Origin of the sequence: Prevotella sp. MA2016, assembly GCF_000619825.1 — a bacterium.
GTDB lineage: Bacteria > Bacteroidota > Bacteroidia > Bacteroidales > Bacteroidaceae > Prevotella.
This window is the reverse complement of sequence record NZ_KK211036.1, coordinates 510,700-528,012: the sequence shown is the minus strand read 5'-3', so window position 1 is coordinate 528,012 and position 17,313 is coordinate 510,700. Positions and strand designations below refer to the sequence as shown.

The 17,313-nt window shown below is 47.2% G+C and carries 14 protein-coding genes and 1 tRNA gene; 10 read left to right on the top strand and 5 right to left on the bottom strand.

Annotated features, from left to right (window positions below; all coding sequences use genetic code 11):
* Window positions 1–46 precede the first annotated feature (46 nt).
* The 4 genes from ilvD to T360_RS0113100 are packed head-to-tail and all read left to right on the top strand — an operon-like array spanning window position 47 to window position 4,886.
* On the top strand, window positions 47–1,843 hold the full coding sequence (gene ilvD, locus T360_RS0113115; RefSeq protein WP_028913184.1) for a dihydroxy-acid dehydratase: 1,797 nt from the start codon (window positions 47–49) through the stop codon (window positions 1,841–1,843).
* A 24-nt stretch (window positions 1,844–1,867) separates the two neighbouring features.
* Window positions 1,868–3,577 carry a biosynthetic-type acetolactate synthase large subunit gene (gene ilvB, locus T360_RS0113110; protein WP_028913183.1) on the top strand — a complete coding sequence of 570 codons (1,710 nt, stop codon included), beginning with the start codon at window positions 1,868–1,870 and terminating at the stop codon, window positions 3,575–3,577.
* Window positions 3,578–3,613: 36 nt separating this feature from the next.
* Complete coding sequence (ilvN, locus tag T360_RS0113105; protein WP_028913182.1) at window positions 3,614–4,153, top strand: acetolactate synthase small subunit; 540 nt, start codon at window positions 3,614–3,616, stop codon at window positions 4,151–4,153.
* A complete protein-coding gene (locus T360_RS0113100) occupies window positions 4,146–4,886 on the top strand; it encodes an acyl-[acyl-carrier-protein] thioesterase (protein WP_028913181.1) in 741 nt (246 codons plus the stop codon). Before ilvN ends, T360_RS0113100 begins: the two co-directional genes overlap by 8 nt.
* 14 nt (window positions 4,887–4,900) lie before the next feature.
* Here the strand turns inward: T360_RS0113100 and T360_RS0113095 are convergent, their stop codons facing one another.
* Together T360_RS0113095 and T360_RS0113090 are read right to left on the bottom strand one after the other, a co-directional pair.
* Window positions 4,901–5,683 (bottom strand): ZIP family metal transporter, encoded by a 783-nt coding sequence (locus tag T360_RS0113095; RefSeq protein WP_028913180.1) that lies wholly within the window; start codon window positions 5,681–5,683, stop codon window positions 4,901–4,903.
* Between the two features lie 248 nt (window positions 5,684–5,931).
* Entirely contained in the window at window positions 5,932–6,387 is a 456-nt protein-coding gene (locus tag T360_RS0113090; protein ID WP_155949573.1) for a DUF5362 family protein, read from the bottom strand.
* A gap of 214 nt (window positions 6,388–6,601) precedes the next feature.
* Between T360_RS0113090 and T360_RS0113085 the strand changes: the two genes are divergently transcribed.
* The 3 genes from T360_RS0113085 to T360_RS0113075 all read left to right on the top strand — a co-directional run bounded on the left by T360_RS0113085 (window position 6,602) and on the right by T360_RS0113075 (window position 8,125).
* The gene (locus tag T360_RS0113085) at window positions 6,602–6,877 is read left to right on the top strand and encodes a type II toxin-antitoxin system YoeB family toxin (RefSeq protein WP_028913178.1); all 276 of its coding nucleotides are present in this window, start codon (window positions 6,602–6,604) and stop codon (window positions 6,875–6,877) included.
* 146 nt (window positions 6,878–7,023) lie between these two features.
* On the top strand, window positions 7,024–7,509 hold the full coding sequence (locus tag T360_RS0113080) for an RNA polymerase sigma factor (RefSeq protein WP_028913177.1): 486 nt from the start codon (window positions 7,024–7,026) through the stop codon (window positions 7,507–7,509).
* A gap of 10 nt (window positions 7,510–7,519) precedes the next feature.
* Window positions 7,520–8,125 carry a hypothetical protein gene (locus T360_RS0113075; RefSeq protein WP_028913176.1) on the top strand — a complete coding sequence of 202 codons (606 nt, stop codon included), beginning with the start codon at window positions 7,520–7,522 and terminating at the stop codon, window positions 8,123–8,125.
* A 60-nt stretch (window positions 8,126–8,185) separates the two neighbouring features.
* Here the strand turns inward: T360_RS0113075 and T360_RS0113070 are convergent.
* Window positions 8,186–8,259 (bottom strand) — tRNA-Arg (locus tag T360_RS0113070).
* A gap of 105 nt (window positions 8,260–8,364) precedes the next feature.
* The gene (locus T360_RS0113065) at window positions 8,365–8,763 is read right to left on the bottom strand and encodes a hypothetical protein (RefSeq protein ID WP_155949571.1); all 399 of its coding nucleotides are present in this window, start codon (window positions 8,761–8,763) and stop codon (window positions 8,365–8,367) included.
* A gap of 255 nt (window positions 8,764–9,018) precedes the next feature.
* Here T360_RS0113065 and T360_RS0113060 point away from each other — a divergent pair, with 255 nt between their 5' ends.
* Entirely contained in the window at window positions 9,019–10,167 is a 1,149-nt protein-coding gene (locus T360_RS0113060; RefSeq protein WP_155949570.1) for a M48 family metallopeptidase, read from the top strand.
* A 97-nt stretch (window positions 10,168–10,264) separates the two neighbouring features.
* Window positions 10,265–12,010, top strand: coding sequence for a phospho-sugar mutase (locus T360_RS0113055; RefSeq protein ID WP_028913173.1), 1,746 nt, complete (start codon window positions 10,265–10,267; stop codon window positions 12,008–12,010).
* Between the two features lie 61 nt (window positions 12,011–12,071).
* Here the strand turns inward: T360_RS0113055 and T360_RS0113050 are convergent, their stop codons facing one another.
* On the bottom strand, window positions 12,072–13,520 hold the full coding sequence (locus T360_RS0113050) for an anaerobic C4-dicarboxylate transporter (protein WP_231488183.1): 1,449 nt from the start codon (window positions 13,518–13,520) through the stop codon (window positions 12,072–12,074).
* A 205-nt stretch (window positions 13,521–13,725) separates the two neighbouring features.
* On the opposite strand from T360_RS0113050, the gene ileS reads away from it, so the two are divergent.
* Window positions 13,726–17,286: an isoleucine--tRNA ligase gene (gene ileS, locus T360_RS0113045; RefSeq protein ID WP_028913171.1), complete on the top strand. Its 3,561-nt coding sequence runs from the start codon at window positions 13,726–13,728 to the stop codon at window positions 17,284–17,286.
* Window positions 17,287–17,313: the final 27 nt, after the last annotated feature.

Below are 17,313 nucleotides of genomic sequence, written 5' to 3'. Positions count from 1 at the left end.
ATTTGTAATTTTGCGGTCAAATTTAGTAATTTAAATTGATTGACATATGCAACATCCATTGAGAAGTGCTGTCTGCACGGAAGGAAGAAGAATGGCTGGCGCCCGCGCTCTGTGGGTGGCAACAGGTATGAAACACGAGCAGTTTGGTAAACCTATTATTGCTATCGTCAACTCGTTTACTCAGTTTGTGCCTGGTCATACACATCTTCACGAAATCGGTCAGATAGTTCGCGAAGAGATAGAGAAGATGGGCTGCTATGCTGCCGAATTCAATACCATTGCCATCGACGACGGTATTGCAATGGGCCATGATGGCATGCTCTATAGTCTGCCTAGCCGTGATATCATTGCCGACTCGGTAGAATATATGGTGAATGCCCACAAGGCTGATGCTATGATTTGCATCTCTAACTGCGATAAGGTGACCCCAGGCATGCTGATGGCTTCGATGCGACTCAACATACCAACGGTGTTCTGTAGCGGCGGACCAATGGAGGCTGGAAAATGGCGTGGCGAGAATGCCGACCTGATTACGGCGATGGTGAAAGGTGCCGACCCCAGTGTGACCGATGAGGAAATCAAGGAGATAGAACAGTGTGCCTGTCCTGGTTGCGGTAGTTGCTCGGGCATGTTTACTGCCAACTCGATGAACTCGCTCACTGAGGCTATCGGACTCTCTCTGCCTGGTAATGGTACTATTCTGGCAACCCATACTGAGCGCATCGAACTGTTTAAGAGGGCTGCCCGTCAGGTGGTGAAGAACGCTTTTGCCTACTACGAGAATGGCGACGAGAGCGTATTGCCACGCAACATCGCTACCCGAAAGGCCTTTCTGAATGCAATGGCGCTGGATATCGCTATGGGTGGAAGTACCAACACGGTGCTGCACTTACTGGCTGTGGCTCAGGAGGCGGGTGCCGACTTCACGATGAAGGATATCGACGCACTGAGTCGCAAGGTGCCTTGTCTCTGCAAACTGGCTCCTAACACCCAAAAGTATTCAGTACAGGAGTGCGGTCGCGCAGGCGGTATCTTGGGCATCTTGAACGAACTGAATAAGGGTGGCCTGATTGACGGCAGTGCACCACGTGTGGATGGACTGACACTGGCCGAGGCCATGAAGAAATATGATATAACAGTTGACAGTTTACAGTGTACAGAGATTTATTACACCGCTCCTGGCAACCGCTTCTCTACCAAGATGGGATCGCAGAGCGAGAAGTGGGACACGCTTGACACCGATCGTGCCAATGGTTGTATTCGCGACTTGGAGCATGCTTATACCAAAGATGGCGGACTGGCTGTATTGTTTGGTAATATCGCTCAGGACGGTTGCGTGGTAAAGACTGCCGGCGTTGACGAGAGCCTGTGGCACTTCGAAGGTCCTGCTGTGGTGTTCGACTCACAGGAGGATGCCTGCGAGGGAATCCTTGGCGGAAAAGTGAAGAGTGGCGACTGCGTGGTGATTACCCACGAAGGTCCTAAGGGCGGTCCTGGTATGCAGGAGATGTTGTATCCCACCTCATATATCAAGAGTATGCACCTGGGTAAGGAGTGTGCGCTGATTACCGACGGACGTTTCTCTGGCGGTACCAGCGGACTGAGTATCGGTCATATCTCGCCTGAGGCTGCCAATGGCGGTAATATCGGTAAGGTGAAGGATGGCGACATCATTGTGATTGATATCCCAAATCGTTCTATCAGCGTGAAACTGAGCGATGAGGAACTGGCAGCACGCCCACAGCAGCCACTGAAGCGCAACCGCACGGTGAGCAAAGCACTGCGTGCATACGCCCAGAGCGTATCAAGTGCTGATAAAGGTGGAGTGAGAATCATTGATTAATTGACAATTGATAATTGAAAATTGATGTTGAAGAATAGAATAACAGGTGCAAAGGCGCTGATGAGGGCATTGAAGGCCGAGGGGGTTAAAACCATCTTTGGTTATCCTGGCGGCTCGATCATGCCTACTTACGATGCACTCTATGATTATACGCGAGGCGAGAAGAAATGCTTCGACCATATATTAGTGCGCCATGAACAGGCCGCTACCCATGCTGCTGAGGGCTATGCCCGCGTGAGTGGCGATGTGGGTGTGGTATTGGTTACCAGCGGACCTGGTGTAACGAACACGTTGACTGGTATCGCTGACGCCATGATGGACTCTACGCCTATCGTGGTGATAGCCGGACAGGTGCCAACAGGTGCACTGGGTACCGACTTCTTCCAGGAGGTTGACCTTGTAGGTGTGTCGCAGCCTATCTCAAAGTGGAGCTACCAGATTCGTCGGGCTGAAGATGTGGCATGGGCTGTCAGTCGTGCTTTCTATATCGCTCGTACTGGTCGCCCCGGTCCTGTGGTGCTCGACTTCACCAAGAACGCGCAGGTAGAGGAGATAGAATGGCAACCCATGAAGTGCGACTTCATTCGTTCGTATGTGCCTTATCCTAAGTTGGATCATGAGGCTGTGCGCCAGGCTGCTGAACTGATTAACAATGCCAAGAAACCATTGGCACTGGTGGGTCAGGGCGTGGAGCTTGGTAATGCGCACAACGAACTGCAGGCGTTTCTCGAAAAAGCAGATATCCCAGCCGGACGAACGATGCTGGGGCTTTCGGCACTGCCATCAAATCATCCACTGAATGTGGGTATGCTGGGTATGCATGGAAACTATGCCGTGAACCTGAAAGAGCAGGAGTGCGATGTGCTGATAGCTATTGGCATGCGCTTCAGCGATCGTGTGACAGGCAATCTGAAGACCTATGCTAAGCAGGCGAAGATTGTGCATCTGGATATCGACCGCAGTGAGATTGACAAGAATGTGAAGACCGATGTGGCAGTGGTGGCTGATTGTAAGGAATCATTACCCGCTATCACGGCTTTGCTGAATGCTAATAATCATCAAGAATGGCGCGACTCTTTTAAGGCACTGGATGCTAAGGAGCGTGAAAAAGTGATTGAACCAGCCATCCATCCAACCGAGGGCCCGCTGAAAATGGGCGAGGTGGTGAATGCAGTAGCCGAACTGTCGGCAGATGATACAGTTCTTGTAACGGATGTTGGTCAGAATCAGTTGTTTGCAACGCGCTACTTCAAGTATCACCATAAGCGCAGTTTGTGTACTAGCGGTGGCTTGGGTACGATGGGCTATGGACTGCCTGCTGCCATCGGAGCTACCTTTGCTGACAAAAACCGCACAGTGTGCTGCTTTATGGGTGATGGTGGTTTCCAGATGTGTATTCAGGAGCTTGGTACCATCATGGAGCAGCAGTCGCCTGTAAAGATGATTGTTATGAATAATAACTATCTTGGAAACGTGCGACAGTGGCAGGATATGTTCTGGATGCGCCGCAAGTCGTTCACCAAGATGCTCAATCCTCATTATGAGTTGATAGCTCAAGGATATGGCATCAACTATCAGGTAGTGACCGATCGAAAAGATCTGGCTGCAGCCGTGAAGAAGATGCTTACTACCGATGGACCTTTCTTGTTGGAGTGCGCTATTCTTGAAGATGATAATGTGCTGCCAATGACACCTCCTGGCATGGATGTTGACCAGATGATGCTGGAAGTGTGAGTAATTGACAATTGACAATTGAAAATTGACAATTAGATGGAGACAAAGAATTTATATACGTTGATGGTCTATTCTGAGAATGTGGCTGGTATTCTGAATCAGATTACCGCTGTGTTCACGCGCCGCCAGGTGAATATCGAGAGCTTGAATGTATCAGCCTCAAGTATTCCTGGTGTTCATAAGTACACCATCACAGCGTGGAGCGACGAGGATCAGATTAAGAAGATTACCCGTCAGATAGAGAAGAAAATAGATGTGATTAAAGCTAACTATTTCACAGATGACCAATTGTTCATCCGTGAATCCGGCTTGTATAAGCTGTCAACCCCGATGGTGCTTGAAAATCCGGAGATATCGCGCACCATCCGCAGGTTTCAGGCCAGTATCATCGAGGTGAACCCCACCTATACCATCGTGCAGATGCATGGTGTGACCGAGGATATCATCTCATTGTTCCGTGCACTTGACACCTTCGGTTGCGTATTGCAATATACCCGTAGCGGACGTATTGCAGTAACACGTGGTATGCAGGAGCAGGTTAGTGAATTCTTAGAGTCGAGACAGGAGAATGGATAAGATAGGAGTTTATGAGTTTTTAGCAGAGCCCTTCCACTGCGACTTTTCGCAGCGATTGTTTATGGGCCATTTGGGTAATCACATGCTGAATGCAGCTGATTACCATTCGTCGGCGCGTGGTTTCGGTATGAAATATCTGATGACCATCAAGCGCTCGTGGGTGCTCTCTCGTTTAGCTATCGAGATGGACGAGATGCCACAGATGTACACCAAGTTTAATGTTGAAACCTGGGTAGAGGGTGCCATGAAGTTCTTTACCAGTCGTAATTTCCGTGTAATAGGCGAGGATGGCAAGGTGTATGGTTATGGTCGCAGTATCTGGGCGATGATTGATACAGAGACGCGTCAACCCACAGATATCTTCGCCATTGACAATGGTGCTATCAACAACTGGATTGTCACTGATAAGGAGTGTCCTATCGATAAGGGCGGACGTGTAAAAATGGACGATTCGGCTCAGTTGGTAGCTACTGTCGAGACCAAATATAATGATGTGGATATCAACGGACATATCAATTCGGTGAAATACATCGAACATGTGTTAGACCTTTGGAATCTCGATTGGTATCGCGAGCATCAGATCAAGCGTTTTGAGATAGCCTATGTGGCTGAAGCCCATCAGGGTGATACACTCTCGTTCTACCGTATGCAGACGGGCGAGAATGAATATTGCATCCGCATCTGTAAGGATGGTGATGTAGAGTGCTGCCGCAGCAAGGTTGTCTTCAAATAACTAATTGCATCATATTATCCCATCACTACATCCAGCACCATCATCAGCACAAAGCCAATGGCAAAGCCGATGGTGCTGAGATTGGAGTGCTGTCCGCTGGAGGCTTCGGGTATCAGTTCCTCAACCACCACGTAGAGCATGGCGCCAGCTGCAAAAGCCAGCATGTAGGGCAGGGTAGGCATGATGAGAGATGCCAACAGCAATACGGCCAGTGCTCCTATTGGTTCTACGGCGCCACTCATCGAACCAATGAAAAACGAGCGCCACTTGCTATTACCGGCTGCACGCATGGGCATGGAGATAATAGCACCTTCGGGAATATTCTGAATGGCAATACCCACAGCCACTGCCAAAGCACTGGTGAGCGAAATATTGGTGACACCATTGTCGGCGCCGGCAAACACCACGCCCACAGCCATTCCCTCAGGAAGGTTGTGGATGGTGACAGCAAGTGCCAGCATGGCTGTCTTTGAAAGTTTGCATCTCACGCCTTCTGGTTTTTCGGTTCCGATGTGCAAGTGTGGCGTCAGCTCGTCTATCATCAGCAGGAATCCCATACCCATCAGAAATCCCAGGGCTGCTGGCAGCACGCTCCACTTACCACTATCAGCTCCCATATCGATGGCGGGAATAATCAGCGACCATACAGAGGCGGCCACCATCACGCCCGAAGCAAAACCTAAAAGTGATTTCTGCAGTCTTACAGACATCCCGTCCTTCATCAAAAAGACGAAGGCCGAACCTATCATTGTACCTAAAAGTGGTATCAGTAATCCTATCAATATCGTTGTCGTCATACTCAAATATCATCAGTTATCGCTGCAAAAATAAGCAATATCTTCTGAAATACCAAACTTTTTCTAACAAAATCCCTTTTTTTAGGTATTGCAAATGTTAGGAAATCCTCGTACCTTTGCACCCGGATAAACGATATGTTTTAGCCAATGATATAATATATAAAGTACTTGTTTGTTGAACAACTAAATACGGGGTTTGTCGTGATGACAAGCCCCGTAACTTATTTTTCTGTATGCCGGTATAGCTATCAGGCAGCAACGGCTGCCATCACACCTACGCCAATAATGCTAATAAGTATAAATCCATATAGAATCAGGCAGATAATGGTAAGATAACCTGTGAATTTCAGCAAGTCGTTAAGTCCTGAGATACCGCGGGCCAGTTCGTTTTCATCGTCAGAGAGGCATGCTGCCTTTGTGGCGTTTGCAAACTGGAAGCCCTTTATCAGCGGGTAGATATAGATAGCTGCAACCAGTAAGTAGATGACTCCAGCCAATCCGCCCAGTGGCGTGTCGGCATACATCTTGGATGCAATGGAACCAAACGCCAGCATGGCGATGCCAAACACAACGACGAATCCTACACCGATGCATCCTACGATGCAGATAAACTTGGCCCATTTGGCTGCTGAAAGCAAATTGGCTTTCATACTCTCGTTCACTCTCATTCCTGTTGTTTCAGAATTCAAAATTTCTTCACTCATAGTTGTTGTTTCTTGTTTTTTAAATAATGAAATATTATAAGTTTAAGTCTTCGTCTGCAAAGATAATCATTTTTTGTGTTACCACCAAATTATATTAAGAAATAATTAAAAAGTACTTAAAGAAGTACATAAACATTTGGAAGATTATAATAAATTGCCTATCTTTGCCGCCGTAACATATAAATGAATAGAATTATGACAGCATTATCATTTTATGAATTATAAGATAGAATTTTCTGAGGACGCACAAAAAGTCATTAAGAAGTGGAAGAAATCGAATCCTAATTCTTTCAAGAAACTCTATAAACTCTTACCAGAACTAGAAGAGCATCCAAGAACAGGCACAGGGCATCCTGAGGCACTTAAAGGAGGCAATGATGTGACATATTCACGTCATTTGTCTGGTCATGACCGAATAATATACGATATATATGATGAAGTAGTAACTGTCCTTGTTTTGGAATTAGAGGGCCATTATAATGACAAATAACAAACATTACTTAAAGAACAAAATCCCTAACCAAAAACTTTCAGACTTTATAATAAACGTTTGAATTTTCAACATTTTTTTGTTTTTATGTAGTTTTTTGCATCCTTCTTGCGACTTATTATCAAAGTTTATTTATCAAGACTAAAATGAAAGATTTAGAACGAGAGTTTGAACAATTGGTGAGAGAACATCGAGGCACAATTTACACCGTCTGCTACATGTTCTCTAACGACCAGGATGAAGTGGCCGATTTGTTTCAGGAGGTGCTTATAAACCTATGGAACAGTTTGCCATCGTTTAAGGGACGTAGTGATGTGCGCTCATGGATCTACCGCGTAAGCCTTAACGTGTGCATCTCGCTCGACCGCAAGAAGCGCCGTCGCAAAACAGTTCCTTTAACAATGGGTGTCAATCCCTTTGAGGAAACAGAATCCAACCAGAACTCACGACAGATGGATATGCTACGACGACGCATCGCCAAATTAGGCCAATTCGATCGTGCTATCATCTTGCTGTGGTTGGAGAATATTAGCTATGAGGAGATTGCCGCCATTATGGGAATCACTGTCAAAAACGTTTCTGTTCGACTCTATCGCATCAAGGAGGAATTAAAAAACATGTCAAACGAATAAAAACAAAATTATGGAAAATCAGAATGACAACTTGCAGGAATTGGAATTACTTCGCCAACAAGTGGCCGATTTTAAGAACCGCATGGATGAGCAGGAGATAGTAAATAGAAAACTATTGATGGCTGCAACAACAAAAGGACATATTTCATGGATAAAACAGCTTAATATCGGGGGAGCTATCATAAATATAGTGATGATACCAATAGTGATTCTGGTATTTAGAAACATTGTAGGTTGTTCATGGGGCCCGATTCTGTTCTGTGAACTGATACTTATCCTTAGTGCTGCCTTCGGCATCTGGAACATAAGTACCATTCGTGATAAGCATCTGCTATGTGACAACGTGCTCAGTGTACAGCAGCGACTTACAGCTTTCAGGCGCAGGGAGAAACTTTCCTTTTTTATTGTGTTACCAATCCTTCTGTTATGGATAGTATGGATTTTATTTGATATTTATTATGGCACAAATATTCCATTACCCTCAACTACCCATTTAATCGAGGATGCCTTAATCATTCTTATAGGTCTTTGCTTTGTTTTCTATATCTTCTACCGCGAGAAGCGTACGCTTAATAAAACCATCAAGGAGATAGATGACTTTGCCGATAAGAAATAAAAGCAGGATTATTATTATAAAAATACAAAGTGGGATATTATATAATATCCCACTTTTTCGTGATTCGGTTGGGGCTCGAACCCAAGACCTACTGCTTAGAAGGCAGTTGCTCTATCCAGCTGAGCTACCGAACCAGCCTTGTTTTTGACTTCCTTTCAAGAAATCGGCTGCAAAGGTAGTTATTTTTTTCGAACTTACCAAACTTTTACTCGAAATCTTTGAAAAGTTTGTGCTTTACGCTACTCTTTTGCTTGTCGCCAGTTGCCATAGATGATTCGGCCATACTGCGAGTCCTTACTGATCTGGATGCATACATAGCAGGAGAAACCGCCTACGTAGAAGTCTTGATACTGATAGGTGAGACTGTCGATCTCTACACTCTTGCAACTGTCGCTTCCGTTCTCGATACTCTTGGCGCGGGCTTCGAATGATTTATATACGCTTTCGGGAATACCTTTATAGAAGAACACGATAAGCGTGTCGCGAAACAGTCCGTTGTCGTGATATTCGCCAGGCTTATGCTGGTAGATGCGGAACTCAGGAAACTCAATCCCTGTGTCGCGCTTAACTTTTTCTGCTGTATCGTAAATATGTATGCGATTCTCTGGATTCGCCATGTGATTACGAGCTTTTCTCATACCCGCTAAAGAGGTGATGAATACAGCGATTAGGATAGTAATAATACAGCATGCAATAACTGCATATCCCCATAATAAATATTTTTTCTTCATGTCACCAAAAAGGTTATTAGTTGATAAAACCGGTGCAAAAATACTAAAAAATCTGTAGTTATCAAACAATTTAAGGATTTTTTTATACCTTTGCACTCGCTAATATATAAATAAGGTATAAACTGGATGAGGAGATATATTATTTTAACCATAAGCTGCGTGATGATGTGTGCTCAGCTGAGCGCCCAGCGCAAGCAGATTGGAGATGCAAAGACAATATTGAAGAGTGGAAAGAACTGTGAGCAGGCTGAGAAGTTGATGACAGACCTGCTGAAGGATAGCGCAAACCTGCAGAATAAGCGTATCTATGATATCTGGTTGCAGGCAGTAGAGAAGCAGTATCTGGACATCAACGAAAAGATGTATATCAAGCAGCAGGTGGATACAGTCAAGTTCTTTAACTTGGCAAAACGTATGTTTACCGTTGCTGAACGACTGGATTCTATCGATGCCCTGCCTGATAAGAAAGGCAAGTCGCACCCAGAGTATCGAAAGGACAATGCGGCCAAGATGAACACCTATCGTCCTAATATCTATTACGGTGGAGCGCATCATCTGAAGAAGGGCGATTTCAAGACTGCCTTCGACTTCTTTGAAACTTATCTTGACTGTGATCGTCAGCCTCTGTTCACAGGCTACGACTATATGTATAAAGACCCGAAGATGGGTGAGGTGGCTTATTGGGCTACCTACTGCGGTTATCGCCTGAACGACCCTGTGCTGATATTGCGCCATGCTGCTACAGCGCAGCGCGACGACCAGAAACTGGAATACACCTTGCAGTATATGGCCGAAGCATGGGATAAACTGGACGATGACTCGATGCATATCGCAACCCTGTGGCAGGGATTCCAGAAGTTTCCTAAGTCGAACTATTTCTTCCCACGCCTGATTGATGTTTACAACACCCGCGGCAACTATGTGATGGCCGACAGTGTGGTGAACGAGGCACTCGCCATCGACTCGCTGAACGAGCTGTTTCTCTTCGCCAAGAGCACCGCTATGCTGAATATGAAGAAGTATGACGAGTGCTTGAAGTATTGCGATCAGCTGATTTCTGTGAATCCCAATCAGGCCGACGTCTATTATACAGCTGGTTTGGCCTGCCTGAGTATGGTGCAGCGTATGGACCCGCGCAAAGACAAGAAGCAGATGAATCAGATGTATGAAAAGGCGCGCCCCTATATGGAGAAATATCGCAAGCTGGCTCCCAATGAGGCAGATAAATGGGCGCCTGCTTTATATCGCATTTATTTCAACCTGAATATGGGTAAGCAGTTCGACGAAATAGATAAGCTCTTAAAACGTTAAGATTCTATAAATAGCAGCATTGTTTTGCCTGTTCTTCTGCCTTTTTTCGTATCTTTGTGGATAGTTTAACAATCCAAAGAATAAAAACAGAAAGATTATGGCAGACAATGCTCAGTTGATTGCTCAGTGCGAGGCACGGGCTAAGGAATGGCTTTCTCCCGCCTTTGATGAGGAGACACGTAAGGAGGTACAGGCAATGCTTGACAATGCTGACAAGACTGCATTGATTGATGCATTCTATCAGAATCTGGAGTTTGGTACAGGTGGTCTGCGTGGTATTATGGGCGCTGGTACCAATCGTATGAATAAGTATATCGTAGGTATGGCTACACAGGGTTTTGCCAACTATATCCTGAAGGCATTCCCTGGCAAGCAGAGTTCGGTTGTTGTTGGTCATGACTGCCGTAACAACGGACGTATGTTTGCTGAGACAGTAGCCGACATTTTCTCTGCTAATGGCATCAAGGTTTATCTCTTCGAGAGCCTTCGTCCTACACCAGAGATTTCGTTCGCCATCCGTCAGCTGGGCTGTCAGGCTGGTGTCAACGTCACAGCTTCTCACAACCCTCGTGAGTATAATGGATACAAGGCTTACTGGGACGATGGTGCTCAGGTGCTTGCGCCACACGATAAGGGTATCATCGACGAGGTGAACAAGGTGAAGATTGAGGACGTGAAGTTCGAAGGCAACAAGGAGCTCATCGATATCATCGGTGGTGAGATGGACTGGGACTACCTGCAGGCTGTGAAAGAGGCTATGGTGGATCAGGACGTTATCCTGCGCCAGAAGGACCTGAACATCGTTTACAGTCCTATGCACGGAACTGGTCGTGTGATTATTCCTGAGGCACTGCGTTCATGGGGCTTCCAGAACATCCACGTGGTTCCCGAACAGATGGTTATCGATGGTAATTTCCCAACAGTAGTAAGTCCTAACCCAGAGAATGCCGAGGCTATGACACTGGGAATGAAGCTGGGCACACGCCTGAATGCCGACCTGGTGATCGCTTCTGACCCAGATGCTGACCGCTTGGCTATCGTTTGCCGCAACGCTAAGGGCGAATGGGAGATTCTGAATGGTAACCAGACCTGTATGATGTTCTCATGGTATATCATCGCCAATAAGAAAAAGCTCGGCCAGTTGAAGGGTAACGAGTTCCTGGTAAAGACCATCGTTACTACCGAGGTGATTGCCGAGATTGCCAAGAAGAATGGCGTAGAGTATCGCGACTGCTACACAGGCTTCAAGTGGATTGCCAATGAGATTCGTATCTCTGAGGGCGTCAAGAAGTATATCGGTGGTGGTGAGGAGAGCTTCGGCTTCCTGCCATTCGACAAGGTTCGTGATAAGGATTCTCCAGCATCTATCTGCTTGATTTGTGAGATTGCTGCATGGGCTCGTGATAACGGTATGACCCTCTACGATCTGCTGATGAATATCTATAAGGAGTATGGCTTCTCTAAGGAGGTAACCATCAATGTGGTTCGTCCTGGTAAGACCGGTGCCGACGAGATTAAGCAGATGATGACCGACTTCCGCGCTAATCCTCCACAGGAGCTGGGTGGTTCAAAGGTATGCCTCTGGAAGGACTATAAGACCCTCGAGGCAAAGAAGGCCGACGGTAGCGTTGAGAAATTGAATATGCCTGACACCAGCAATGTGCTGCAGTGGTTCTGCGAGGATGGTACAAAGGTGAGCGTTCGTCCTTCGGGCACGGAGCCAAAGATCAAGTTCTACACCGAGGTGAAGGACCCAAGCTTCAAGGATGCTGCCGACTACGAGCGCTGCATCAAGGCTGCTGATGAGAAGATCGAGGCACTCAAGAAGAGTCTGAATCTCTAATCAGATTACAGCATAAAAATACCCCGCCAAGCTTCACAACTTGGCGGGGCTTTTTTATGTTTTAGTAGAATATCATCGAAAGTATATAAGCTACTATTGTAGAGGTGATTACACTGATGAGACCAGGCATCATGAACGAGTGGTTCAGCAGGTATTTTCCAATCACCGTTGTGCCTGAACGGTCGAAGTTGACAGTTGCAATATCGCTGGGGTAGTTGGGGATGAAGAAGTAGCCGTAAACCGCTGGCAGTACGCCCAACAGCACAGGACCAGGGATGCCCAGTTTATAGGCCAGTGGCAGCATCGCCACAACCACTGCGCCCTGCGAGTTGATAAGCACCGACACCATGAAAAATACGATGGCGATACTCCATGGATATTCTTTGACGATATTAGTCAGCATGCCCTGCATCTCATTCATATAGTTTGAGAAGTAAGTGTCGGCCAGCCAGGCAATGCCATAGATGGCTACAACGGCCACCATGCCCGACTGCCAAACCGGTCCTGACACAGCCTTCTTAGGTAGCGCTTTGCAGAAGATGATCATGAGTGCAGCAGCAGAAATCATGACAATCTGGATCACCAGGTTCATCTTCAGGTCAACCATTCCATGCTCAGTAAATCCTTCAGCCACAACGCCAGCCTTTGCCAGCGCCGAAGCTGAAATGGTGACGCCGCTCACCAGTGTCAGGTCGCCAGCACCCTTAACAGCTTTGATCGTTGGATATGATGGCAACAACTCGGGTAGGGCAGCAAACATCACGATGACAACCAAGGCGCCCAAGAAGATGAATACCGCATTCTTGGCCGACTGTGGGATTTCCTTATTGAGCGTGGTAGCATTAGATCCGTAGATATATTCGCGCTGAGCGGGGTCGGCAATCTTCTTCAGGAAAGCAGGATCCTTGTCAAGGTCGAGTCCGCGATGATACGATGCAGCAGCTGCAGCCATCAGTCCGCAGAGACAGGCCGGTATGGAAATCATGAGTACGCGTGGGATCGTGATGTCGAAATGATTGGCATTCGAAATCGTAACGAAAGCCACCACAGCAGCGGCAATTGGTGAACAGGTGATACCCACCTGCGAAGCTATCGAAGCCACACCGCAAGGGCGCTCCGGACGGATACCTTTCTTCAGTGCAATGTCGCAGATGATGGGCATCAGTGTATATACCACGTGACCCGTACCAACCAGCACCGTCAGGAAGAATGTGCACAGAGGTGCAAAAAATGTGATGTGGTCGGGGTGCTTGCGCAGCAGTTTTTCGGCTATCTGTATGAGCCAGTCCATACCGCCCGAAGCCTGCATGATTCCAGCACAGGTAACGGCTGCAATGATGATATAAATAACGTCGGTTGGAGGTGTGCCAGGTTTTAATCCGAATCCGAAAACTAGAATAGCCAAGCCGATTCCCGATATGGCACCTAGCGCCAAACTACCATAGCGAGAGCCAACCCACAGTGCACCCAGTACGATGCAAAGCTGCAGAATCATTGAGATTGTTATCATACGTTTATATTCAATTGTTTTAAGTTATAATTATTGGATTTATGTGGGCAAATATACATAAATTATTTGTAAAAACGAAATTTTTGCGCAATTTTTAAGCTATAAATCTTAAAATTATTTATTTCTTTTGTCAGGTCAGATAAATTTGCTACCTTTGCACGCTAAATAATAAAGGTTAAAAAATAGAAGCTAAAAAAGTTAGAATATGGCAAAGAAGTTTGCAGAACATAGCGGCTTGAATCTGACCCAGGTTAACAATGATATCCTGGAGATGTGGCGCGAGAAGAATGTATTCTGGCGTTCGGTCGACGAGCGTGAGGGATGTCCACAGTTTGTATTCTTTGAGGGTCCTCCCTCTGCCAATGGTCATCCTGGTATTCACCACGTGCTGGCTCGTACCATCAAGGATACCTTCAACCGTTATAAGACAATGAAGGGCTATCAGGTGAAGCGTAAGGCTGGTTGGGATACCCACGGACTGCCCGTAGAGTTGGGTGTTGAGAAGGAGCTTGGCATTACCAAGGCCGATATCGACAACAAAGCATCAGAGAAATATATTTCTACAGAGGACTACAATAAGAAGTGCCGCGAGAATGTGATGATGTTCACACAGGAGTGGCGCGACCTCACAGAGAAGATGGGTTATTTCGTTGATTTGGATAACCCATATATCACTTACGACAACAAGTATATCGAGACACTGTGGTGGCTCCTGCAGCAGTTCTATAAGAAGGGCTTGCTCTACAAGGGTTACACCATTCAGCCATATTCGCCAGGTGCCGGTACTGGTCTGAGCTCGCACGAGTTGAACCAGCCTGGTTGCTATCGCGATGTGAAGGATACCACCGTTACTGCGCTGTTCAAGGCCCTCAATCCTAAGGAAGAGTGGACCAAGTGGGGCGATGCTTACTTCGTGGCTTGGACTACCACACCTTGGACACTGCCTTCAAACACAGCGCTCTGCGTAGGTCCGAAGATTACCTACGTGGCTGTACAGACATACAATGCCTATAATGGTGAGAAGATGACCATCGTTCTGGCCGAGAGCCGACTGAATGCTTATCTGGCTCCAGAGGGTAATATCACCGACGGTGAGGAGATGCCTGAGTACAACAAGGGCGAGAAGTTCGTTCCTTACCGTATTGTTGACCGTTATACTGGCGAGGAGCTTGTTGGTATGAAGTATCAGCAGCTCATGCCTTGGGTGAAGCCATCAGCTAAGCTCGACCAGAATGCTGCCGACTACGTGAAGGCATACGCTGCCGCACACCCAGAGAAGGTGTTTGCCGGCGAGAATGGCAAGGATCAGTTTGTAGAGATGGAGAGCGAAGCTTTCCGCGTGATCCCTGGCGACTACGTTACTACTGAGGATGGTGCTGGTATCGTGCATATCGCTCCAACCTTTGGTGCCGACGACGCCAAGGTAGCTAAGGATGCCTGCATCCCAAGCTTGTTCCTTATTAATAAGAAAGGTGAAACTCGTCCTATGGTCGACCTGCAGGGTAAGTACTATGTGCTGGACGAGCTTGACAATAACTTCGTAGTTCAGTGCGTAGATGTGAAGGCCTACGGTCACCACGCTGGTGATTATGTAAAGAATGCCTACGCACCTGAGTTCAACAAGGATGGTAAGTACGACGAGCAGGCTGCTGCTAAGGCTGAGGACCTGAACATCGTTATCTGTATGGAGATGAAGCAGGAGGGCACAGCACTCAAGATTGAGAAGCACGTGCACAACTATCCTCACTGCTGGCGTACCGACAAGCCTGTGCTCTACTATCCTCTCGACTCTTGGTTCATCCGCTCTACTGCCAAGAAGGATCGTATGTTCGAACTGAACAAGACCATCAACTGGCAGCCTGAGAGCACAGGTACAGGTCGCTTCGGCAACTGGCTGGAGAATCTGAACGACTGGAACCTGTCGCGTTCACGCTTCTGGGGCACACCACTGCCTATCTGGCGTGATGAGGATGGCAAGGAGATTTGCATCGGTTCGGTAGAGGAGCTCTACAACGAAATCGAGAAGGCTGTAAAGGCTGGCTTTATGCAGAGCAACCCATTGAAGGACAATGGTTTCGTACCAGGTGATATGTCGAAGGAGAACTACGATAAGATCGACCTGCACCGTCCATACGTTGACAATATCGTATTGGTATCAGAGAGCGGTAAGCCTATGAAGCGCGAGACCGACCTGATCGACGTTTGGTTCGATTCTGGTTCTATGCCTTACGCTCAGATCCACTATCCATTCGAGAATAAGGACCTGATTGATAAGGGTATCGCCTTCCCATGCGACTTCATCAACGAGGGTGTTGACCAGACACGTGGTTGGTTCTTCACCTTGCATGCCATCGCTACCATGATATTCGACTCAGTAGCCTTCAAGAATGTGATTTCTTCAGGTCTGGTGCTCGATGCTAAGGGCAACAAGATGTCGAAGCACGTTGGTAACGTGGTTAACCCATTTGATATGATCGACAAGTATGGCTCAGATGCCGTACGTTTGTATATGATGACCAACTCAGAGCCTTGGGACAACCTGAAGTTCGACCCAGAGGGTGTGGATGAGGTGCGCCGTAAGTTCTTCGGAACACTTTACAACACCTATAGCTTCTTCGCTCTCTACGCTAATGTGGATGGTTTCGACCCCGCAGCAGCACAGGTAGCTTTCGAGAAGCGTCCTGAGATCGACCGCTGGATTCTCTCTTGCCTGAATACCCTCATCAAGGGTGTAGAGGCAGAGCTGGATGGTTACGACCCAACACGCGCTGGCCGACTGATTGACGCCTTCGTCAACGACGACCTGAGTAACTGGTTTGTTCGTTTGAACCGCAAACGTTTCTGGGGTAAGGAGATGAGCGAGGATAAGCTCTCGGCTTATCAGACACTCTATACCTGCTTGATGACAGTAGCTAAGCTGTTGGCACCATTCGCCCCATTCTATGCCGACCAGCTGTATAAGGATCTGGGTGGTGAGCTCGATTCAGTACACCTGGATAAGTTCCCTGTGGCCGACGAGGCTCAGATTGATAAGGATCTCGAGGCACGCATGCTGATGGCACAGAAGATCACCTCTATGGTTCTGGCTCTGCGCCGCAAGGTCAACATCAAGGTGCGCCAGCCACTGCAGGCCATCATGATTCCTGCTGTAGATGAGACTCAGAAGAATCACATCGAGGCTGTGAAGGACTTGATTATGAACGAGGTTAACGTGAAGGAACTTCGCTTCGTCGAGGGTTCAGGCGTATTGGTCAAGAAGGTGAAGTGTAACTTCCGTACCATGGGTAAGAAGTTCGGTAAGCTCATGAAGAGTGTGGCTGCCGCTATGGACGCTCTGACCCAGGATCAGATAGCCGAGCTCGAGAAGCAGGGCACTATTGGTATCAATGTGGATGGTCAGGACATCACTGTCGAGGCCGCCGATGTTGAGATCATCAGCGAGGATATCCCAGGCTGGCTGGTAGCCAACGAGGGCAACCTCACTGTAGCACTCGAAGTAGAACTAACCGAAGAACTGAAGAACGAGGGTATGGCTCGTGAACTCATCAACCGCATCCAGAATATTCGTAAGGAGAGCGGCTTTGAGATTACCGACCGTATCAACGTTACCCTGGCGCCTAATGCTGAGGTAGAGAAGGCTGTAAGCAGCTTTGCCGACTACATCAAGACCCAGGTACTGGCCGACGACCTGAAACTGCAACCTAATGATGGCCAGGAGGTTGAGTTCGATGACTTTAAGTTGAATATAACCGTAACAAAGAATTAAATAATCAATAACTAAGCATTTAAGTAT